We start from the raw sequence: 21,681 nt of genomic DNA, 5'->3' as shown, positions 1-21,681 counted from the left end.
CCTTACTTAGTAAGTACGGACTGGTAAAATTAATTGGATAATGGAATTATCATTTACTGTGCGAATTAAAAACGGTCTCATTGCTCCAGTAAAACTAACTTTAATTTCTGTACTATCTAAAGCCTTTAATGCGTCCATCATATATTTTGCACTAAAAGATATTTTTAATTCTTCTCCATCTACATTTTCACATTGAACCTCTTCTACTACTTTTCCGATTTCTGGTGCATTCGAAGAAATCTCTAACATCTGTTGTTCTAATGTCGATAATTTAACAACGTTGTTACGACCATCTCTTGCTAACAGCGACGCACGATCAATCGCTTGTAAAAATTCTTTTGTATTTACAAATATATCAGTTTTACTTTCAGCTGGAATTAAACGCGTTGTATCTGGATAATTTCCTTCTAATAATCTTGAGAAGAATAATAAATGTTTTGTACGGAATAATACTTGATACTCCGTAATAACGATATCTACCATTTCTTCAGATTCATCTAGAATTTTACTTAATTCACTTAAGCTCTTACCAGGAATAACGACATTCGCTTGAAATTCATCGGCAATATTATACCCTTCGATTTTTGCTTTACGAAGTGCTAGTCTGTGACTATCTGTTGCAATGCAAGTTAGCTCACTGTTATATACCTTCCAGTTTACACCTGTCAAGATCGGTCTTGTTTCAGAACTTGAAACTGCAAATACTGTTTGACGAATCATGTGCTTTAGTAAATCTGTTGGAATCTTAAATACATGATGTTCTTCGATTTGTGGTAATAACGGATATTCAGCAGCATCTAAACCATTTAAGTTGAACTCTGATTTTCCAGATTTTATTTTTGTCATAAAATGATTTTCCACAGAAATTTCGACAGTTTCTTTAGGTAATTTTTTTACGATCTCACTAAAATATTTTGCTTGTAAAATAATACTTCCTGATTGTTTAATTTCCACAATTTCTTTTCCAGCATCTTCGACTGGGATAAATGATTCGATAGAGATGTCTGCATCACTACCTGTTAAAGTAACTCCTTCTTCAGTTGCTACAACTTTAATCCCTGTAAGAATTGGAATTGTTGTACGAGAAGAAACTGCCTTCATTACATCTTGTACACTTCTTACAAGATAGTCTTTTTGTATTGTAAAACGCATAACGAAAAACCTCCGGTAAGTATAAGATTTTATTTATTTAATAAAGATAAAAAAGTAGTAGTAATAGTAATAGGGCTTGTGGATATGTGGATAACCCTGTTTAAAGATGTAAAAACAGTCTATCTACATGTGGATAGACTGTGCGTAAAATAAGCTAAGTTATTCACACTATTCAGCTACTACTATTTTAAAATATCCTTAACTTCTTCAACGTGTTTTTGTAATTGAGTATCCGTTTTTAATAGCTTCGAAATTTTTTCGTGAGCATGGATTACTGTTGTATGATCGCGGCCACCAAATTCTTCACCTATTTTTGGCAAAGATGAGTCCGTAAGTTCACGTGATAAATACATCGCAATTTGGCGAGGGAATGCAACGGATTTTGTCCGTTTTTTTGCTTTGAAATCTTCTAATTTTACTTGATAGACGCCCCCAACAGCCTTTTGAATATCAGAAATAGAAATAATTCTAGGTATAGAGTTTGGAATAATATTTTTAAGCGCTTCAGCCGCTAAATCAGCATTCATATCTTTATTAATTAAAGATGAATAAGCTACAACTCGAATAAGTGCACCCTCTAGTTCACGAATATTTGAATCGATTTGATTTGCGATATAAAGCATAACTTCATTTGGTATATCAAGACCTTCTGCTTTTGCTTTTTTACGTAAAATTGCGATTCTAGTTTCTAAATCTGGTGGCGTAATGTCCGTAATTAACCCCCATTCAAAGCGAGAACGAAGGCGATCTTCTAAAGTTGGGATTTCTTTTGGTGGTCTATCGCTTGAAATCACAATTTGTTTACTTTCTTCATGTAACGCATTAAATGTATGGAAAAACTCTTCCTGTGTTTGTTCTTTTCCAGCAAGAAATTGAATATCATCTATCAATAAGACATCTACATTACGATATTTATTACGAAAATCGACAGCTTTATTATCACGAATTGAATTAATAAATTCATTTGTAAATTTTTCAGATGATAAATATACAACTTTTGCATTTGGGTTGTGTTCAATTACATAATGCCCAATTGCGTGCATTAAATGTGTTTTTCCAAGTCCAACGCCCCCGTAAATAAAGAGCGGATTATAGGCTTTAGCTGGTGCTTCAGCTACAGCTAAAGAAGCAGCATGTGCAAAACGATTACCAGAGCCAATAACAAATGTATCAAATGTATATTTTGGGTTTAACATACTCTGTGGTAAGTGATTAGACTCATCATGTGCGTGTTTTTGCTTAACAGAAGGGAGATCTATATCCTCTTCTGCCTGACTTTGGGGAATGATAAAACGAATAGCTAGTTTTGCCCCTGTTAAATCATAAAGTGTTTCGGAGATTAGTTCCGAATAATGAGATTCTAGCCAGTCACGAGCGAATTCATTTGGAGCTGTAATAGTTAATACATCTTTTTTTAAGTTATGAGCAGTTGTTGATTTTAACCAGGTTTCATAACTTGGTTTGCTTACCTTTTTTTCTAATTCTTTTAAGGCACTATTCCATAAATCAGAGATATTTTCCAAAGGTGTCCCTCCTTTACAAAGATGGTAAAAGAATAAGGTTGCGCAACAATTGTACAACCTGTAAATATTTCTAATGCATATTTATACGAAACGTATTTTAAAATATAAAAACGTCGTTAGTATCCGAGATAGAGTTTTCGACAAAATAACACATGTGGACAACTATTTACTCACATGTGATTTAAACTATCCACATGTTATGCACAAATTGTGGATAAAATAAAGGTGTGGAAAACTTATTCAAAGTGAAAACACAACTATAATATCAAAAAAAAGCAGCTATAGCAATGAATTTAAGAAAGTTATCCACAAAATCAATACCTTGTGGAATAAACTTGTCCACAATACGATATACTGTGTAAAAGTAAAAAAAGAGTTTGTGGATACAAAAAAGAGAAAATATATTTATCCACAAGGAAATATAGGGACTGTGAAAAAGTGTGTGAATAGGTTAAAAATGAATATTTGATGAAAATTTCGAGAACCATTGACATTTTCCTATTTGATTTACTATAATTTATTAGACTGTCTTTAACAGATATTCCTCAGGGAGGTGTCATATAATGAAAAGAACTTACCAACCAAATAAACGTAAGCGCAGCAAAGTACATGGTTTCCGCAGCCGTATGAGCACAGCAAACGGACGTAAAGTGCTAGCAGCTCGTCGTCGTAAAGGAAGAAAAGTATTATCTGCGTAGACCACTGATCGTTCAGTGGTCTTTTTTTCTAATAATAATGAGTTTCCGCTGATGAAATACAGGAGTGTCAAATGATATGAAGAAAAAAAATCGTATAAAAAAGAATGATGAATTCCAGGCTGTTTTCCAAAAAGGACAATCGAATGCCAATCGCCAGTTTGTTGTATACAAATTAGATAAAGAAAAACAGCCGCATTTTCGCATTGGTCTTTCTGTTAGTAAGAAAATAGGAAATGCAGTAGTGCGTAATCGAATTAAGCGTATGATTCGCCAATCGATTATAGAATTAAAAGATGAGATAGATTCTGGAAAAGATTTTGTTATAATAGCAAGGAAGCCTTGTGCAGAGATGACATATGAAGAGTTAAAGAAAAGCTTAATTCATGTCTTTAAACGCTCTGGTATGAAAAGAATAAAAAAGTAGCGTAAGGAAATGAATTACACTATATACATACCGAAACAAGGAGGAGCAGGCTTTGAAAAAGAAAATAGGTTTATTAGCCATGGTTATTATGCTAATGGCAATTGCTACCGGCTGTAGTGAAACAAATCAACCGATTACACCGAAAAGCACTGGGATTTGGAATGAATATTTCGTATACCCGCTTTCTCAGTTAATCACGTATTTTGCAGAATTATTTGGTAGTAATTACGGTTTAGCAATCGTTGTTACAACTCTTATCATTCGTTTTGCATTATTACCATTAATGATTAAACAAACGAAGAGTACGAAAGCAATGCAGGCGTTACAACCAGAAATGGTGAAATTAAAAGAGAAATATAGTTCTAAAGATCAAGCAACACAGCAAAAACTACAACAAGAAATGATGCAGTTATATCAAAAGAATGGTGTAAACCCATTAGCAGGATGTTTACCAATATTTGTTCAGATGCCTATTTTATTCGCGTTTTATCATGCGATTATGAGAACAACAGCAATTAGTGAACATACATTTTTATGGTTCGATTTAGGACAGGCGGATCCTTTCTATATCCTTCCAGTTGTTGCAGCTATTACGACGTTTATTCAGCAAAAGCTTGCAATGGCAGGAACGGCTGGACAAAATCCGCAAATGGCAATGATGATTTGGCTTATGCCAATTATGATTTTAGTCTTTGCAATTAACTTCCCAGCAGCACTATCATTGTACTGGGTAGTTGGTAATATCTTTGGTATCGCTCAAATGTATATGATCAAAGGGCCTGAAATTAAGGCTAGTAAGGCAGGAGGATCAAGCAAGTGAGTATGATTACTGCTAAAGGACAAACAGTCGAGCTGGCAGTACAAGATGCTTTAAGACAATTAAATGCTTCGAAAGATCGAGTAGATATAAATATTATCGATGAGGGTAAGAGGGGGTTCCTAGGTTTATTTGGGAATCGCCCCGCTGTTGTAGAAGTTGTATTGAAAAAAGATCCAATCCAAGAATGTGAAGAATATTTAAAAAATGTTATTCAAAATATGGGTGTGGAAGTTGAGATTAGAAAAATTGTAAAAGGACGCGAAGTTGAATTTACAATTTCTGGTGAAAATATTGGTGTTTTAATTGGCAAAAGAGGGAATACGTTGAATTCTTTACAGTATTTAACAAAGCTTGTTGCGAACCGTAATACAAAGCAATATATTGGTATTACACTGGATGCTGAAAACTATCGTAGTAAAAGAAAAAATACGTTAGAAACTCTTTCCTATCGATTAGCAAAACAAGTAGTGAGTACGAAAAAAAGAGTTGTTCTAGAACCAATGCCTTCTTTCGAACGAAAAATTATTCACCAAGCATTATCTAATCATCAAAATATCATTACAACTTCTGAAGGGAAAGAACCACATCGGTATGTTGTAATATCTTCCAAGTGACCGGTTACTCAATTGAGTGCCGGTTTTTTTGAGGAGAAAATAAATGTGGATAACTAAAAAACACTAAACTTATCCACTGTGAATAAGTTTAGTGTTTTTTACATAAGGACATAATAAAATGAGTTATTATTCTTTTGTAGATAGGTTCGTTATGGTATCCTAATAATTTAGTGACGGAAAAAATTCATGTTGAAATAGAGATAAATAAGCAAGTGAGGTGAAAGGACATGGAATTTGATACAATTGCCGCAATTTCCACAGCACTTGGGGAAGGTGCAATTGCCATTGTTCGAGTAAGTGGGGATGATGCGATTGAGAAAGTCGATCGTATTTTTAAAGGGAAGGATTTAACACAGGTTTCTTCTCATACAATTCATTATGGTCATATTGTCGATTTAGATACAAATCAAGTTATTGAAGAAGTTATGGTGTCCATTATGCGTGCACCAAGGACTTTTACGCGTGAAAATATAGTAGAAATTAACTGTCATGGTGGACTTGTTTCGGTAAATAAAGTATTACAGCTTATTTTAGCGCAAGGAGTACGACTGGCAGAGCCTGGTGAATTTACAAAACGTGCTTTTTTAAATGGACGTATTGATTTATCACAAGCAGAAGCTGTTATGGACTTAATCCGTGCGAAAACAGATCGTGCTATGAATGTAGCGATTAACCAAATGGAAGGACGATTATCTAAATTAATCGGCCATCTGCGTCAAGAAATATTAGAAACATTAGCCCATATTGAGGTGAATATAGATTACCCAGAATATGATGATGTAGAAGAGATGACGCATAATATTTTAATTGAGAAAGCTACACATGTCCGTGCTGAAATTGCAAAGATATTAGAAACATCGAAGCAAGGAAAGATTTTACGTGAAGGCATTTCTACCGCGATTATCGGTAGACCTAACGTTGGGAAATCATCGCTATTAAATAGTCTTGTTCAGGAGAAAAAGGCAATTGTAACTGATATTGCAGGAACAACTCGTGATGTTATTGAAGAGTACGTTAATGTGCGTGGTGTACCACTTAAACTTATAGATACAGCCGGAATTCGTGAAACGGAAGATATTGTTGAACGAATTGGTGTAGAGCGTTCGAAGGAAATGATGAGCCAAGCAGACTTAGTGTTAATTGTAGTGAACTATAGCGAGGCTTTAACAAATGAAGATGAGGATCTATTCCGTGCTGTACAAGGAAAAGATTTCATTGTCATTGTAAATAAGACAGATTTACCGCAAGGAATTGATATGGAACGTGTTACAGATTTAGCGGTAGGCAATCGTGTTATTACAACATCTTTAATTGAGGAGCAAGGAATAGATGAGCTTGAAAAGGCAATAGCTGATTTATTCTTTGAAGGAACAATTGATTCTGCGGATATGACATACGTGTCTAATGCGAGACATATCGGATTATTAACACAAGCAGGAAGAACAATTAACGATGCAATTGAAGCGATAGAAAATGGTGTTCCGATTGATATGGTTCAAATTGATTTAACAAGAGCGTGGGAAATACTTGGTGAAATTACTGGTGATACTGTCCATGAAAGTTTAATTGACCAATTGTTCTCTCAATTTTGTTTAGGAAAATAAAGTAAAACTTTAATCAGAGATGATTTAGTAAGATAGAGGTTATTAGGAGGAATAAACAATGGGATACAATGCCGGTTCATATGATGTCATAGTAATCGGTGCAGGTCATGCAGGATGTGAAGCTGGTCTTGCGGCAGCACGAATGGGCTCAAAAACATTAATGTTAACAATTAACTTAGATATGGTAGCGTTCATGCCATGTAACCCTTCTGTTGGTGGACCAGCAAAAGGGATTGTTGTTCGTGAAATTGATGCATTAGGCGGAGAAATGGGACGCAATATTGATAAAACACATATTCAAATGCGTATGTTAAATACGGGTAAAGGACCAGCTGTACGCGCGCTTCGTGCACAAGCTGATAAATTCTCTTACCAGCATGAATTAAAGAAAACAATTGAAGAAACACCAAACTTAACGTTGTTTCAAGGTCTGGTAGAGCGTTTAATTATTGAAGATGGTGTATGTAAAGGGGTAATTACGCAAGCTGGTGCTGAATACACAGCGAAAACAGTTGTAATTACAACGGGAACATTTTTACGTGGTGAGATTATTATGGGAGATTTAAAATATTCAAGTGGTCCAAATAATCAGCAACCATCTATTACATTATCTGAACACTTAGAGGAACTTGGTTTTGATCTTGTTAGATTTAAAACAGGTACACCTCCGCGTGTAAACAGTAATACGATTGATTATAGTAAAACAGAAATTCAACCAGGTGATGATAAGCCACGTGCTTTCTCTTTTGAAACGACAAAATTTATTATGGATCAAATTCCATGTTGGTTAACGTATACAAGTACAGAAACACATCGTTTAATAGATGAAAACTTACATCGCTCAGCTATGTATTCTGGTATGATTAAAGGAACAGGGCCTAGATATTGCCCTTCAATTGAAGACAAGGTAGTAAGATTTAATGATAAACCACGTCATCAAATTTTCTTAGAGCCAGAAGGACGTAATACACAAGAAGTATATGTACAAGGCTTATCGACGAGCTTACCAGAAGATGTACAGCGTGCAATGCTTAGAACAATTCCTGGCCTAGAAAATGTTGAAATGATGCGTACGGGTTATGCAATTGAATATGATGCGATCGTACCAACTCAACTATGGCCAACACTTGAAACGAAAAAAATTAAAAATTTATATACAGCAGGACAAATTAACGGAACTTCTGGTTACGAAGAAGCAGCAGGACAAGGGCTTATGGCTGGGATTAATGCAGCGTGTCGTTCTTTAGGTAAAAAAGAAGTTATTTTAGGTCGTGCTGATGCTTATATTGGTGTCTTAATTGATGACCTTGTAACGAAAGGTACAAATGAACCATATCGTTTATTAACGTCTCGTGCAGAATATCGCCTATTATTACGCCATGATAATGCTGACCTTCGTTTAACTGAAGTTGGTCGTGAAATTGGCTTAATTAAAGAAGATCGCTATGAGCGATTTACAAATAAAAAGTTACAAATTGAACAGGAGAAGGAACGGTTAGAGAGTATTTTTATTAAACCGCGTCCTGAAGTTCAAGAATTAATTCGTAGTATTGGCGGAAGTGAATTGAAAGATGGAATACGTGCAAGTGACTTATTACGTCGTCCAGAGGTGACATATGAGCATATTCATCTTTTAGTACCAAGTGAAGTACCATTAAGTGATGAAATTACGGAACAAGTTGAAATTCAGACCAAGTACGAAGGATACATTGAAAAATCTTTACAGCAAGTAGAACGTATGAAGAAAATGGAAAACAAAAAAATTCCTGTGGATATTGATTATGATGCGATTTCTAGCCTTGCCTCAGAAGCGAGACAGAAATTGAAAGATGTTCGTCCGCTTTCAATGGGGCAAGCTTCACGTATTTCTGGCGTAAATCCAGCTGATGTTTCCATTTTGCTTATTTACATTGAACAAGGAAAAATTGCACGAGTATCGAACCAATAACATAGTAAGGAGATATTGCTAGATGAACATAGAACAATTTCAATCTATGCTAGAAGAGAAGGGTATTTCCCTCTCTTCTAGACAGTTAGAGCAGTTCGGAATCTATTTTGAAACATTAGTAGAGTGGAATGAAAAAATGAACTTAACGGCTATTACGGAGAAAGAAGAAGTATACTTAAAACACTTTTTTGATTCTGTTACAGCGGCTTTTTATTATGATTTTTCGAAACCATTTTCTATTTGTGATGTTGGAGCAGGAGCTGGATTCCCAAGTATCCCTTTAAAAATCTGTTTCCCACACTTAAAAGTAACAATTGTAGATTCATTACAAAAACGTATTAATTTCTTAAATCACTTAGCGCAAAAGTTAGAATTAAGTGATGTTGCATTTTGTCATGATCGTGCTGAAACATTTGGAAAAAAAGAAGGTGTACGTGAAGCATACGATATTGTAATGGCACGTGCAGTTGCACGTCTTTCTGTATTAAGTGAGCTATGTTTACCACTTGTAAAAGTAGGGGGAACATTCATTGCAATGAAAGGTGCAGCGGCGAACGAAGAAATCGAAAATGGCAAATATGCTTTAGAGGTACTTGGCGGAGAATTGAAAGAAATGTCTACGTTCCAATTACCGTTTGAAGAAAGCGAGCGTAATATTTTATTAATCGAGAAAAAGCGCAAGACACCAAAGAAATATCCACGCAAACCGGGAACGCCCAATAAATTACCTATTGAAAAATAAATCTTATTAGACGTAAGATTAAATTATATAAATGAAAACGTAAATGTTTCATAGGAAACATTTTATGTAGAACAGTCAATAGGCCTAAAAGGTGGTGGAATATGTATGAAAAATACGTTTTCTCGTTTATTTGGCTTTGGAGATAAAGAGAGCGAATTCGAATTACAAGACGAAAGCCATGAAGAAATAGCTAAAAAGGTATATGAAGAAATACAGGAAATTCCGATAGTAAACATTACCCCTAACCGTTATCAACCACGAACAGTTTTTGACGATGCACGTATTGAGGAGCTAGCATTAACGATTCGTACACATGGGCTTATCCAGCCGATTGTTGTGAGACAGTATGAGGATGATAAGTACGAGATTATTGCCGGGGAAAGGCGTTTCCGCGCAGCAACAAAGTTAGGGTGGGAAAAAGTTCCTGCAATAATAAAGAATTTAAATGATACTGAGACAGCTTCTGTAGCGTTAATTGAAAATTTGCAACGTGAGGAATTAACAGCAATTGAGGAAGCTGTGGCATATCAAAAGCTGATTGAGTTACATAATTTAACACAAGAAGCATTGGCACAACGACTTGGAAAAGGACAATCGACAGTCGCAAATAAATTGCGATTATTAAAATTGCCTGAAGAAATCAAAAGTGCATTATTAGAAAAAAGTATTACAGAACGGCATGCTCGCGCCCTTATTCCTTTGAAGAATGAGGAATTACAACTGAAGGTTTTACAAGAGATTGTGGAGAAGCAATTGAATGTAAAGCAAACAGAAGAACGAATTGCAAAGTTATTAGAAGAAGTAAAACCAAAGCGCAAAGCGAAGCAAAAAGCAGTAAGTCGAGATGCGAGAATTGCTATGAACACGATTAGACAATCATTACAAATGGTTGCTAATAGTGGTTTGAATGTTAATTCTGCGGAAGAAGAGTTTGATGAATACTATCAAATTACGATTAAAATTCCGAAGAAAAAATAATTACGTGCTAGAGACCTTATCCTATTGGAGAGGTCTCTTTTACTATATTTTCTTGTTAAAGCAAGAAGGAGTTTAGAAATAAATTTTGAAGTTTAATAAGGACGTAAAAGAAAAACTTTTATTTCATGTTACAATAAACGTAATTGTTTCTAGAATAAGAAAGAAAGGTTGAAAGTAGGTGACATCATGGGAAAAATCATTGCTATTGCTAATCAAAAAGGCGGTGTTGGAAAAACAACAACATCCGTTAATTTAGGGGCTGGATTGGCACAAGTAGGAAAAAAAGTCCTTCTCGTAGATATTGATGCTCAAGGAAATGCAACGACTGGTGTAGGGATTGAAAAGTCTGAATTAGATCAATGTATTTATAATGTTCTTGTAGAAGATGCAGATGTTCAAGGTGCCATACGGAAAACCGCAACTGAAAACTTAGATGTTCTACCCGCTACAATTCAATTGGCTGGTGCTGAAATTGAATTGGTACCAACCATTTCCCGGGAAGTACGCTTGCAAAGAGCGTTACAGCCAATTCGTGATGAATATGAGTATATTATTATTGACTGTCCCCCATCCTTAGGGTTATTAACGATTAATGCATTAACCGCAGCAGATTCTGTTATTATTCCTGTACAGTGTGAATATTACGCGCTGGAAGGGTTAAGTCAGCTATTAAATACAGTTCGACTTGTGCAAAAGCATTTAAATAAAAATTTAGCAATTCAAGGTGTATTGTTAACGATGTTGGATGCTCGTACAAATTTAGGAATTCAAGTTATAGATGAAGTAAAAAAATACTTTAGAGATAAAGTATATCGTTCGATTATTCCTCGTAATGTTCGCTTAAGTGAGGCACCAAGTCATGGAAAACCAATTATGCAGTATGACGCTAAATCAAGAGGAGCAGAAGTATATTTAGATTTAGCAGAGGAAGTGATTGCAGGTGGCTAAGGGATTAGGAAGAGGAATCAACGTGTTTTTTCCAGATTTAGATGTGAAAGAAGAAGAAACAATTCAGGAGATTATAGTAACTGAATTAAGGCCGAATCCATATCAACCACGTAAATATTTCAATAAAGAAGCGATTCAGGAATTAGCGGCTTCTATTAAAGAGCACGGTATATTGCAACCTTTAATTGCTCGAAAGAGTATTAAAGGATATGAAATAGTTGCAGGTGAAAGAAGATATCGTGCTGCTAAAGAGGCCGGACTTGAGAAAGTGCCTGCTGTCGTAAGGCAATTAAATGAGCAGCAAATGATGGAATTTGCTTTGCTTGAAAACTTACAACGAGAAGATTTAAATCCTATGGAAGAGGCAATGGCATATCAGATGTTAATGAACGAGCTAAATGTAACACAAGAACAATTAGCAAAACGTCTTGGTAAAAGCAGGCCTTATATCGCAAATTATACTCGTTTGTTAAGCCTCCCTTCATTCGTTCAAGATATGATTGCAAACGGTCAACTTTCAATGGCTCATGGAAGAACTTTACTTACAATAAAAGATGAAGAACAGTTGAAATCTTTATTGAAGCGAATTGAAAAAGAAGGACTGAATGTTCGCCAATTGGAACAAATTGTCCAGGAAATTAATCAACGTGTTTCACGTGAAACACAACAAGTGAAAAAAGAAAGAAATATATTTTTTGTAGAGCGTGAAACGTTTTTAAGAGAAAAGTTTGGTACGGATGTAAAAATTAAAGAAACGAAAAAAGAAAAAGGTAAAATCGAAATCGAATTTTTTAATAAAGAAGATTTAAATCGAATTTTAGAATTATTATCAAAGGGAAATTAAAAAGCAAACCATCTTATTGTTTATAGATGGTTTGCTTTTTTTAATGCAGATAATTTTTGATCGGTTTCTTTTATACTTTGTGCAATTACATCGGCCATCTTCATAACTAAACTTAGTCTTGTATTTTGAAGTACGAAAAACTCCATGAAACCATTTAAATTTACGATGCCATGAATATGCAAATCACCAATTTCAGGTAATTTCTTATTCATCGCAGCTCCAGGTTTACTGGGGCCCTTTCCGGTAGTTATAGAACCGATACTTTGAGATTTTCCTAAACATGCATCAACAGCAATAATAAATGAAGTAGGATTTTCTTTCTGTATATTCTGAATTTTCTCCTCTAGATTTAGTGCATGTATTGGTTCGTCTAGTGTGCCGAATACTTGAAGGTTTTTGATTTCAATTTGTTCTAGTTTAGTACCAACTAATGGACCAAGTGCATCACCGGTGGAACGGTCTGTTCCGATACAAACGAGAATGAGTGGCATATTAGTCTTAACGGGAATATGGGAAAGTAAGAAATTACTGATTGTCTCAGAGGCTTCTAAGTCATGATGCATAACATTTTGAGTTTCTTTTTCAAAAAAAGGTAAGCGAAAACTTCTAATATTCATGAAGCACCCATCCTTTTAATAAATTTTCACAATATGTTATATGGTGTGTGAAATGGAAAATTATAAGTGCATACTTTTTACAAACTGTGAATGAAAACGGAAATAATAGTACTAGTATATATATATTCGTTTCATTTTATACCTGAATGGAAGTTAACAAATGGAATTAAAGTCATAAATTTTTTTCAGAAATCAGAGAGAGTTCTGATACAATAATAAGGATAACTAAAAAGAAATTTTAGCTAGAGAGGTAGAGGGACATGGATTTAGCGTTGAAATGGTTTGAGTCCATTGATTGGACGAATATAGGTGTGAAGTCACTAAAAATAATCGTTATTTTAATACTTGGTGCAATCGTTGTGCGAGTTGCAAGGGCAATTGTACGAAATGCGTTTCGCATGGGAAGTCGTTCGCCAATTCAAATTTCAGAACGTCGTACAGTTACAGTAGCGAAGTTACTTGAAAATATTGTGGCATACGTTGTTATATTTATTATGTTGATTGCGATTTTAGGCGTGTTCAATATTAATGCATCAGGTCTATTAGCTGGTGCCGGGGTTATTGGTTTAGCAGTCGGATTTGGTGCACAAAGTTTAGTGAAAGATGTCATTACAGGACTATTTATTTTGCTAGAAGATCAGTTTTCAGTTGGTGACTATGTAAGAATTGGTCAGTTTGAGGGAGTTGTTTTAGAAATTGGACTTCGTACAACGAAACTAAAGAGCTGGACAGGGGAAATTCATACTTTACCAAACGGAAGTATTATTCAAGTTACTAATTTTTCGGTTAGTAATAGTGTAGCATTCGTTGATGTATCTATTTCGTATGAGGCCGATATAGCAAAAGCAGAGCAAGTAATTGAAGAGTTATTAGTAGAATTACCTGCAAAGTACGAGAAGATGGTAACAACGCCTCAATTGTTAGGTGTACAAACATTAGCTGCATCAGAAGTTATATTACGTGTTATTGCTGAAGTGGAGCCGATGCAACATGCAGTTATTGCAAGAGCTCTTCGTAAAGAGATTAAAACTCGTCTGGATTTACATGGAATTGAAATTCCATATCCACGTATGGTTTTATATAATCGTGAAGAATTGGTTAGTGGAAAAGCAATTTAGTATGGAGAGGGGTTTGGAGAGTGGAGCAAAAGCAATATAACTTGTACGATGTTGTGGAAATGAAGAAAGCCCATCCATGTGGTGAAAATCGCTGGAAGATTATTCGTATGGGAATGGATATCCGCGTTAAGTGCGAGGGGTGTGACCATTCGGTAATGATTCCTCGAAGAGAGTTTGATCGTAAGGTAAAAAAAATACTTGTGAAGCATGAAGAATAGTGAAAAAGCAACAGCTGCAGTAGACAGCCGTTGCTTTTTTTCATTTGGTGGAAACTTGTCATTTTTTTCGTTACTATCTATAATGATGAAAGATTGAGACATAGGAGTGAAAAATATGGGATTAACGGCTGGGATTGTTGGATTACCTAACGTAGGGAAGTCCACTTTATTTAATGCAATTACACAAGCAGGAGCAGAATCTGCGAACTATCCATTCTGTACAATCGATCCAAACGTAGGGATTGTAGAAGTACCAGATGAGCGCTTAAATAAATTAACGGAATTAGTAGAACCGAAAAAAACTGTTCCGACTGTATTCGAATTTACTGATATCGCAGGTATCGTAAAAGGTGCGAGTAAAGGTGAAGGATTAGGAAATAAATTCTTATCTCACATTCGCCAAGTAGATGCAATTTGCCAAGTTGTTCGTTGTTTTGAAGATGAAAATATTACACACGTTTCAGGGAAAGTAGATCCAATTGATGATATTGAAACAATCAACTTAGAACTAATCTTAGCGGATTTAGAATCAGTTGATAAACGTATCGAGCGTGTTGCGAAATTAGCAAGACAAAAAGATAAAGAAGCAGTATATGAGCATGAAATTTTAGTGCGTTTAAAAGAAGCTTTCGAAGAGGGAAAACCAGCTCGTACTGTTGAATTTACAGAAGAGCAAATGAAGATTGTTAAAGGCCTTCATTTACTTACAACGAAAGAAATGCTATACGTAGCAAACGTAAGTGAAGATGATATTATGGATCCTTCTGAAAATAAATATGTACAAATGGTAAAAGAATTTGCTGCAAATGAAAATTCTCAAGTTATCGTTGTATGTGCAAAAATCGAAGAAGAAATCGCTGAGTTAGACGAAGAAGAGAAAAAAGTATTCCTGGAAGAATTAGGTATTGAAGAATCTGGTTTAGATCAGTTAATTCGTGCTGCATATGACTTATTAGGACTTGCTACTTACTTCACAGCTGGTGTGCAAGAAGTGCGTGCATGGACGTTTAAACAAGGTATGAAAGCACCACAATGTGCTGGCGTAATTCATACAGACTTTGAGCGTGGATTTATTCGCGCAGAAACAGTTTCTTATGATGATTTAATGACAAACGGTTCTATGACAGCTGCAAAAGAAGCTGGAAAAGTACGTTTAGAAGGAAAAGAGTATATCGTAAAAGACGGAGATGTTATGCACTTCCGCTTTAACGTTTAATTTAATATTTCCTAGGAAAAATAAAGATATGAACTTGGCAAATATATTATGTGTTTGCCAAGTTTTTTACGTATTGGTGAGTTGATTCATATAACTTACTATGATATAATCTAAACTCGTGAGTAATTACTATAAATTAATTGCTCCTTGCCCATTATGGGCCGTTTAGACCAAAAGGAGGTGAAAGTGTAATGAGAAAGTACGAAATTATGTACATCATTCGTCCTGGCGTTGAAGAAGAAGCTCAAAAAGCTTTAGTTGAACGTTTCGCAGGTGTTTTAACAAACAATGGTGCAGAAATCATTAACACAAAAGAGTGGGGTAAGCGTCGTTTAGCTTACGAAATCAACGACTTACGTGAAGGTTTCTACATGATCTTAAACGTGAACTCTAACTCAGAGGCGATTAACGAATTCGACCGTTTAGCTAAGATCAACGAAGATATCCTTCGTCATATCGTTGTTAAAGAAGAAGAAAAATAATTGATATATAAGGGAGAGTGGTTCGATTGATGAATCGTGTTATCCTCGTTGGTCGTTTAACTAAGGACCCTGACTTACGTTACACGCCCAATGGTGTTGCAGTAGCTACTTTTACGTTAGCTGTGAATCGCGCATTTGCGAATCAACAAGGTGAGCGTGAAGCTGACTTTATTAATTGTGTAATATGGCGTAAACAAGCAGAAAACGTGGCAAATTATTTGAAAAAAGGTAGCTTAGCAGGCGTAGACGGACGTCTTCAAACTCGTAATTACGATGGACAAGATGGTAAACGTGTATATGTAACAGAAGTTCTTGCGGAGAGCGTACAATTTTTAGAGCCGCGTAATGGCGGTGGGGAGCAACGTGGTTCATTCAATCAGCAACCATCAGGAGCTGGTTTCGGTAACCAAAGCTCTAACCCATTTGGTCAATCTAGTAATTCAGGTAACCAAGGTAATCAAGGTAACTCTGGATTTACGAAGAATGACGATCCATTTTCGAATGTTGGTCAACCGATTGACATTTCGGACGACGATTTACCATTTTAATGGTGTGAATCGGCTATTTTTAACAAAGAATGGAGGGAATAGACATGGCAGGACGCAAAGGTGGACGTGCGAAGCGTCGTAAGGTGTGTTTCTTCACATCTAACGGCATCACTCGCATTGACTATAAAGATGTTGATTTATTAAAACGTTTCGTTTCTGAGCGCGGTAAAATTTTACCTCGTCGTGTAACAGGAACAAGCGCGAAATACCAACGCAAACTTACAGTTGCAATTAAACGTGCTCGTCAAATGGCACTTTTACCATATGTTGGTGAATAATAGCGTATGAAATGCACAGTAGAGTCGGACTCTACTGTGCATTTTGCTATGCTTTTCTTTTTTTGAAAGAGAGGTTAGATGATGAAGAATACGAAATTTATTACTGAGGGTGCAGCACTGTTAGCGATATATGCAATGTTATTGCTTATATCTATGTATGTTCCAATTTTAGGTACAGTTGTAACGTTTGCGTTGCCATTGCCATTTATATTGCTAACGATAAGATATAGATTATCTAACGCCTTTATAGTTTTTACTGCGGCGCTTTTTATTACTGTTATTGTCAGTCAGCCGATGAACCTAGTAAAGACAACTATGTTTGGATTGATAGGTATCGTTTTAGGATATATGTATAAAAAACGAAAAAAGCCGGTAGAAATTTTAATGGCGGGGACGCTTGCGTACTTAATTGGTATTATGCTCATTTATGTTGCGAGTATAAAGTTTTTTAACATAGATTTAATGAAGCAAATGCAAAATATGTTTAATGAAAGTATGGCGCAAAGTGAAAAGATAGTTACTGCTGCGGGTATGCCTATTAGTAAAGAGCAAAAAGAATTATTTGCACAATTTAATGATGTGTTACAAACGTTATTCCCAAGTTTGCTTGTGATGGTTTCTGTATGTTTTTCTTGGATTACAGTTATGATATCAGGTAGTGTTTTGAGAAAACTAAAGCATGACGTTATACCTTGGCCTAAATTTAAAGATATACAATTACCAAAGAGTATTGTTTGGTATTACGTTATATTTATTTTGCTATCAACTTTTATAAAAGTAGAACCGACATCATATTTACATATGGTATTTTCTAATTTATATGTCATATTTGCTTTACTACTAGTACTGCAAGGTCTGACATTTATCGCTTTTATAGCGCATAGCAAAGGTTTTACGAAAGGTGTTCCTATTATTAGTTTTATTGTCTGCATGTTTATTCCGATGATGTTTCCTCTTGTAACAATCTTAGGTATAATTGATTTAGGGATTTCATTGCGTTCTAAAATAGGGGAATAAAATAATATTCCTTACACTATTTTAATTTGTTTAACTAACTGGAAAGTGAGTTAGTTTTACTTTATAGGAGTTGTATACATGCCTGAATTTTATAAGAAACAGTGGTTTTTATATCCTGTTTACGTATTGGCATTTTTTGTATTCGTGCTAATTTCACTCCTCTGTTACTTTCATTTAATTATGGGGATATCAGCCTTTTTTATCTTTTGTATTGTACTTTTTTTCGTTATACGATTCGAACTTACTTTTCAAAGGAATTTTGAAAAACATACGACAGATATGATTACAAGGGTAAAGAAAGTGAGTAATGAAGCATTTAACCAAATGCCAATTGGTATTTTGTTATACAATAAGGATTATGGAATTGATTGGGCGAATCCTTATTTATCATCATGTTTGGGGCAGCATGCATTAGCTGGTTGGCACCTTTACGATGTATCAGAAACACTACTCCTTTTTATTAAGGGGGAAACTTCTGACGATATAGTTTCTTTAAATAATCGAAAGTTTCGTGTTTTTGTAAGGAAAGAAGAAAAGCTAATTTATTTCTTTGATGTAACGGAACAAACAGAAATTGAAAAGATGTATGAAGATCAACGCACTGTTTTAGCTGTTATTTATTTAGATAACTATGATGAAGTTACACAAGGATTAGATGACCAATTACGTACGAATATAACAAGTCTTGTGACGTCACGTCTAAATGAATGGGCCGTTAAGTATGGTGCATATTTGAAACGTGCATCTTCAGAAAGATTCTTCGTTGTACTAAATGAAAGTATTTTAGCGCAAATGGAGAAAGGGAAATTTAGTATTTTGGATCAAGTGCGTGAAGAAACATCAAAAAGGAATATACCACTTACATTAAGTGTTGGTGTTGGCTCAGGTGATTTACCTTTATCAGAGCTTGGAGCGATGGCTCAATCTGGTTTAGACCTTGCATTAGGACGAGGAGGAGACCAAGTAGCTATTAAACAAGCAACGGGTAAAGTTAAGTTTTACGGTGGTAAGACGAATCCGGTTGAAAAGCGTACTCGTGTACGTGCTAGGGTTATTTCGCATGCATTAAAGGATTTAGTATTAGAAAGCAGTAATGTCATTATAATGGGGCATAGAGCTCCTGATATGGATGCGATTGGTGCAGCGATTGGTATTTTAAAGGTAGCTCAATTAAATGAGCGCAAAGGATATATTGTATTAGATGAAAATGATTCTGATAAAGGAATCAAACGTTTGATGGATAAAGTGAAACAAAATGAAGAGTTATGGTCACATTTTATTACACCAGGGCAAGCGATGGAATTTGCAAATGATGATTCATTACTTGTTGTTGTTGACACACATAAACCTTCAATGGTGATGGAGGAAAAACTGTTACACAAGATTGAAAATGTAGTAGTTATTGACCATCATCGCCGCGGGGAAGATTTCATTGAAGATCCATTACTTGTTTATATGGAGCCATACGCTTCTTCAACGGCAGAGCTTGTTACAGAATTACTTGAGTATCAACCGAAAAATTTAAAGATGACAATGTTAGAAGCAACGGCATTGTTAGCTGGTATTATTGTTGATACGAAAAGTTTTACATTCCGTACAGGCGCTCGTACATTTGATGCCGCTTCTTATTTACGCTCGCATGGCGCAGACACTGTACTTGTACAAGAACTTTTAAAAGAAGATATGGGTCAGTATTTACGAGTTGCAAAAGCCATTAAAAATGCGTACATTTATAAAAATGGAATTGCGATTGCTAAAGTTGATGGTGATGAATATTATGACCAAGTACTTATTGCACAATCAGCAGACACATTATTGACAATGACAGGTATCATTGCATCGTTTGTTATTGCAAAACGCGGAGAAAATTTCATTGGAATTAGTGGTAGATCTTTAGGTGAATTGAATGTACAGCTAATTATGGAGAATTTAGGAGGTGGCGGGCACTTAACAAATGCAGCCACACAAATGAAAAATGTTACAGTAGATGAAGCGGAGGAGAAGCTTCGATTTGTTATTGATGACTATTTACAGGGAGGCACACAATCATGAAAGTAATTTTTCTAAAAGACGTAAAAGGTAAAGGTAAAAAAGGAGAAATAAAAAACGTACCAGACGGTTATGCAAATAATTTCTTACTAAAACAGGGGTTAGCTGCCGAAGCGACAAACAGCAGTATGAAAACTTTAGATGCTCAAAAGCGCAAAGAGGAAAAAGATGCAGCAGCAGAAGTTGAGAATGCAAAAGAGCTGAAAGAAACATTAGAGAAATTAACTGTAGAAGTAAAGGCGAAATCTGGAGAAGGTGGCCGCTTATTTGGTTCTATCACGAGTAAACAAATTGTAGATGTAATGCAAAAGTCACACAAGATTAAACTTGATAAACGTAAATTTGAAATGGATGATGCAATCCGTGCATTAGGTTATACAAACGTCAATGTGAAATTGCATCCGCAAGTAACAGCAACAGTAAAAGTTCATGTTAGTGAACAATAAAAATAAATTAAGCAAGGAGGATTGCGCATGAGTGATGTAATGGCTGATCGTACCCCTCCGCATAATATAGAAGCTGAGCAGGCAGTCTTAGGTGCCATATTAATTGATCAGGATGCGTTAACGTCAGCATCGGAACTATTGGTACCTGACTCATTTTATCGAACGAAACATCAAAAGATTTTTGAAGTCATGCTTGGGTTGTCTGATAAGGGAGAACCAATCGACTTAGTAATAATGACATCAGCGATGGCTGATCAAGGATTACTAGAAGAAGTTGGTGGGGTTTCTTATCTAGCAGAGTTAGCAGAAGTTGTTCCAACAGCTGCTAATGTAGAATATTATGCACGCATCATCGCTGAAAAGGCACTTTTACGTCGTTTAATTCGAACGGCAACTCATATTGTATCGGATGGATACGAGCGAGAAGATGATGTGGATGGCCTTTTAAATGAGGCTGAGAAAAAAATATTAGAAGTATCTCACCAAACAAATGCAAAAGCATTCCAAAACATTAAAGATGTTCTTGTAGATGCTTATGATAAAATTGAACTTTTGCATAATCAAAAGGGTGAAGTTACCGGGATACCAACTGGATTTACTGAATTAGATAAGATGACCGCAGGTTTTCAGCGAAATGATTTAATCATCGTGGCGGCGCGTCCATCGGTAGGAAAAACTGCATTTTCACTAAATATCGCGCAAAACGTAGCGACGAAAACTGATGAAAATGTAGCGATTTTTAGTTTAGAGATGGGCTCTGATCAGCTTGTTATGCGTATGCTTTGTGCAGAAGGAAATATTGATGCACAAAGACTTCGTACCGGTTCATTAACTTCTGATGATTGGGCGAAATTAACAATGGCGATGGGTAGCCTTTCTAATGCTGGTATATATATTGATGATACACCAGGGATTAAAGTAAATGAGATTCGAGCAAAATGTCGTAGATTAAAGCAAGAGCAAGGTCTTGGGATGGTTTTGATTGACTATTTACAGCTTATTCAAGGAAGTGGGAAATCAGGAGAAAACCGTCAGCAGGAAGTATCTGAGATTTCTCGTACATTAAAAGGGATTGCACGTGAATTACAAGTACCTGTTATCGCCTTATCGCAGTTATCTCGTGGTGTAGAATCCCGTCAAGATAAACGTCCGATGATGTCTGACATTCGTGAATCAGGAAGTATCGAGCAGGATGCTGACATTGTAGCCTTCCTATATCGTGAAGATTACTATGACCGTGAAACAGAAAATAAAAATACAATTGAAATTATCATTGCAAAACAACGTAATGGTCCGGTAGGTTCAGTAGAGCTTGCGTTTGTTAAGGAATTTAATAAATTCGTCAACTTAGAACGCCGCTTTGAGGATGGACATGCACCGCATGCATAAAGGCAGTA

At 35.6% G+C, this 21,681-nt stretch carries 23 protein-coding genes; 20 read left to right on the top strand and 3 right to left on the bottom strand.

Annotated elements, in window-relative coordinates; genetic code table 11:
• Positions 1 to 6: 6 nt before the first annotated feature.
• Both dnaN and dnaA read right to left on the bottom strand, forming a co-directional pair.
• The gene (gene dnaN / locus DN408_RS07225) at positions 7 to 1,152 is read right to left on the bottom strand and encodes a DNA polymerase III subunit beta (RefSeq protein ID WP_002130198.1); all 1,146 of its coding nucleotides are present in this window, start codon (positions 1,150 to 1,152) and stop codon (positions 7 to 9) included.
• 182 nt (positions 1,153 to 1,334) lie between these two features.
• A complete protein-coding gene (dnaA, locus tag DN408_RS07220; RefSeq protein WP_002016481.1) occupies positions 1,335 to 2,675 on the bottom strand; it encodes a chromosomal replication initiator protein DnaA in 1,341 nt (446 codons plus the stop codon).
• Between the two features lie 563 nt (positions 2,676 to 3,238).
• On the opposite strand from dnaA, the gene rpmH reads away from it, so the two are divergent.
• The 10 genes from rpmH to spo0J all read left to right on the top strand — a co-directional run bounded on the left by rpmH (position 3,239) and on the right by spo0J (position 12,295).
• Positions 3,239 to 3,373, top strand: coding sequence for a 50S ribosomal protein L34 (rpmH, locus tag DN408_RS07215; RefSeq protein WP_000831901.1), 135 nt, complete (start codon positions 3,239 to 3,241; stop codon positions 3,371 to 3,373).
• Between the two features lie 76 nt (positions 3,374 to 3,449).
• Positions 3,450 to 3,797, top strand: coding sequence for a ribonuclease P protein component (gene rnpA, locus DN408_RS07210; RefSeq protein WP_002089963.1), 348 nt, complete (start codon positions 3,450 to 3,452; stop codon positions 3,795 to 3,797).
• Between the two features lie 52 nt (positions 3,798 to 3,849).
• Complete coding sequence (gene spoIIIJ, locus DN408_RS07205; RefSeq protein WP_002130197.1) at positions 3,850 to 4,617, top strand: YidC family membrane integrase SpoIIIJ; 768 nt, start codon at positions 3,850 to 3,852, stop codon at positions 4,615 to 4,617.
• Positions 4,614 to 5,231: an RNA-binding cell elongation regulator Jag/EloR gene (gene jag, locus DN408_RS07200; protein WP_002130196.1), complete on the top strand. Its 618-nt coding sequence runs from the start codon at positions 4,614 to 4,616 to the stop codon at positions 5,229 to 5,231. Before spoIIIJ ends, jag begins: the two co-directional genes overlap by 4 nt.
• A gap of 227 nt (positions 5,232 to 5,458) precedes the next feature.
• Positions 5,459 to 6,835 (top strand): tRNA uridine-5-carboxymethylaminomethyl(34) synthesis GTPase MnmE, encoded by a 1,377-nt coding sequence (gene mnmE, locus DN408_RS07195; protein ID WP_002130195.1) that lies wholly within the window; start codon positions 5,459 to 5,461, stop codon positions 6,833 to 6,835.
• Between the two features lie 58 nt (positions 6,836 to 6,893).
• Positions 6,894 to 8,783, top strand: a complete 1,890-nt coding sequence (mnmG, locus tag DN408_RS07190; protein WP_002130192.1) for a tRNA uridine-5-carboxymethylaminomethyl(34) synthesis enzyme MnmG — start codon at positions 6,894 to 6,896, stop codon at positions 8,781 to 8,783.
• Positions 8,784 to 8,805: 22 nt separating this feature from the next.
• Positions 8,806 to 9,525, top strand: a complete 720-nt coding sequence (rsmG, locus tag DN408_RS07185; RefSeq protein ID WP_002016472.1) for a 16S rRNA (guanine(527)-N(7))-methyltransferase RsmG — start codon at positions 8,806 to 8,808, stop codon at positions 9,523 to 9,525.
• 105 nt (positions 9,526 to 9,630) lie between these two features.
• Complete coding sequence (gene noc / locus DN408_RS07180) at positions 9,631 to 10,503, top strand: nucleoid occlusion protein (RefSeq protein ID WP_002016471.1); 873 nt, start codon at positions 9,631 to 9,633, stop codon at positions 10,501 to 10,503.
• A gap of 186 nt (positions 10,504 to 10,689) precedes the next feature.
• On the top strand, positions 10,690 to 11,451 hold the full coding sequence (gene soj, locus DN408_RS07175) for a sporulation initiation inhibitor protein Soj (RefSeq protein ID WP_002016469.1): 762 nt from the start codon (positions 10,690 to 10,692) through the stop codon (positions 11,449 to 11,451).
• Positions 11,444 to 12,295 carry a stage 0 sporulation protein Spo0J gene (gene spo0J, locus DN408_RS07170; protein WP_170935246.1) on the top strand — a complete coding sequence of 284 codons (852 nt, stop codon included), beginning with the start codon at positions 11,444 to 11,446 and terminating at the stop codon, positions 12,293 to 12,295. Before soj ends, spo0J begins: the two co-directional genes overlap by 8 nt.
• Positions 12,296 to 12,315: 20 nt before the next feature.
• On the opposite strand, the gene yyaC is transcribed toward spo0J, so the two are convergent.
• Positions 12,316 to 12,912 carry a spore protease YyaC gene (gene yyaC / locus DN408_RS07165; RefSeq protein WP_002130189.1) on the bottom strand — a complete coding sequence of 199 codons (597 nt, stop codon included), beginning with the start codon at positions 12,910 to 12,912 and terminating at the stop codon, positions 12,316 to 12,318.
• Between the two features lie 260 nt (positions 12,913 to 13,172).
• Here yyaC and DN408_RS07160 point away from each other — a divergent pair, with 260 nt between their 5' ends.
• The 10 genes from DN408_RS07160 to dnaB all read left to right on the top strand — a co-directional run bounded on the left by DN408_RS07160 (position 13,173) and on the right by dnaB (position 21,673).
• Positions 13,173 to 14,030 carry a mechanosensitive ion channel family protein gene (locus tag DN408_RS07160; RefSeq protein ID WP_078178407.1) on the top strand — a complete coding sequence of 286 codons (858 nt, stop codon included), beginning with the start codon at positions 13,173 to 13,175 and terminating at the stop codon, positions 14,028 to 14,030.
• 20 nt (positions 14,031 to 14,050) lie between these two features.
• Positions 14,051 to 14,248 carry a DUF951 domain-containing protein gene (locus DN408_RS07155; protein ID WP_000436054.1) on the top strand — a complete coding sequence of 66 codons (198 nt, stop codon included), beginning with the start codon at positions 14,051 to 14,053 and terminating at the stop codon, positions 14,246 to 14,248.
• Positions 14,249 to 14,363: 115 nt separating this feature from the next.
• Positions 14,364 to 15,464: a redox-regulated ATPase YchF gene (ychF, locus tag DN408_RS07150; RefSeq protein WP_000524661.1), complete on the top strand. Its 1,101-nt coding sequence runs from the start codon at positions 14,364 to 14,366 to the stop codon at positions 15,462 to 15,464.
• 191 nt (positions 15,465 to 15,655) lie between these two features.
• Positions 15,656 to 15,946, top strand: coding sequence for a 30S ribosomal protein S6 (gene rpsF / locus DN408_RS07145; protein WP_001233782.1), 291 nt, complete (start codon positions 15,656 to 15,658; stop codon positions 15,944 to 15,946).
• A gap of 26 nt (positions 15,947 to 15,972) precedes the next feature.
• Positions 15,973 to 16,494, top strand: coding sequence for a single-stranded DNA-binding protein (ssb, locus tag DN408_RS07140; RefSeq protein WP_000981963.1), 522 nt, complete (start codon positions 15,973 to 15,975; stop codon positions 16,492 to 16,494).
• Positions 16,495 to 16,538: 44 nt separating this feature from the next.
• Positions 16,539 to 16,772: a 30S ribosomal protein S18 gene (gene rpsR / locus DN408_RS07135; RefSeq protein WP_000918874.1), complete on the top strand. Its 234-nt coding sequence runs from the start codon at positions 16,539 to 16,541 to the stop codon at positions 16,770 to 16,772.
• A gap of 81 nt (positions 16,773 to 16,853) precedes the next feature.
• Positions 16,854 to 17,789 carry a YybS family protein gene (locus DN408_RS07130; RefSeq protein WP_147740021.1) on the top strand — a complete coding sequence of 312 codons (936 nt, stop codon included), beginning with the start codon at positions 16,854 to 16,856 and terminating at the stop codon, positions 17,787 to 17,789.
• 78 nt (positions 17,790 to 17,867) lie between these two features.
• Complete coding sequence (locus DN408_RS07125) at positions 17,868 to 19,841, top strand: DHH family phosphoesterase (protein WP_002016460.1); 1,974 nt, start codon at positions 17,868 to 17,870, stop codon at positions 19,839 to 19,841.
• Complete coding sequence (gene rplI / locus DN408_RS07120) at positions 19,838 to 20,284, top strand: 50S ribosomal protein L9 (protein ID WP_002130186.1); 447 nt, start codon at positions 19,838 to 19,840, stop codon at positions 20,282 to 20,284. The genes DN408_RS07125 and rplI overlap by 4 nt, the downstream gene beginning before the upstream one ends.
• 27 nt (positions 20,285 to 20,311) lie before the next feature.
• The gene (dnaB, locus tag DN408_RS07115) at positions 20,312 to 21,673 is read left to right on the top strand and encodes a replicative DNA helicase (RefSeq protein ID WP_002016457.1); all 1,362 of its coding nucleotides are present in this window, start codon (positions 20,312 to 20,314) and stop codon (positions 21,671 to 21,673) included.
• Positions 21,674 to 21,681 lie beyond the last annotated feature (8 nt).

Origin of the sequence: Bacillus sp. AR13-1 (assembly GCF_008042285.1) — a bacterium.
GTDB lineage: Bacteria > Bacillota > Bacilli > Bacillales > Bacillaceae_G > Bacillus_A > Bacillus_A mycoides.
This window is presented reverse-complemented; position numbering and strand designations above follow the sequence as displayed.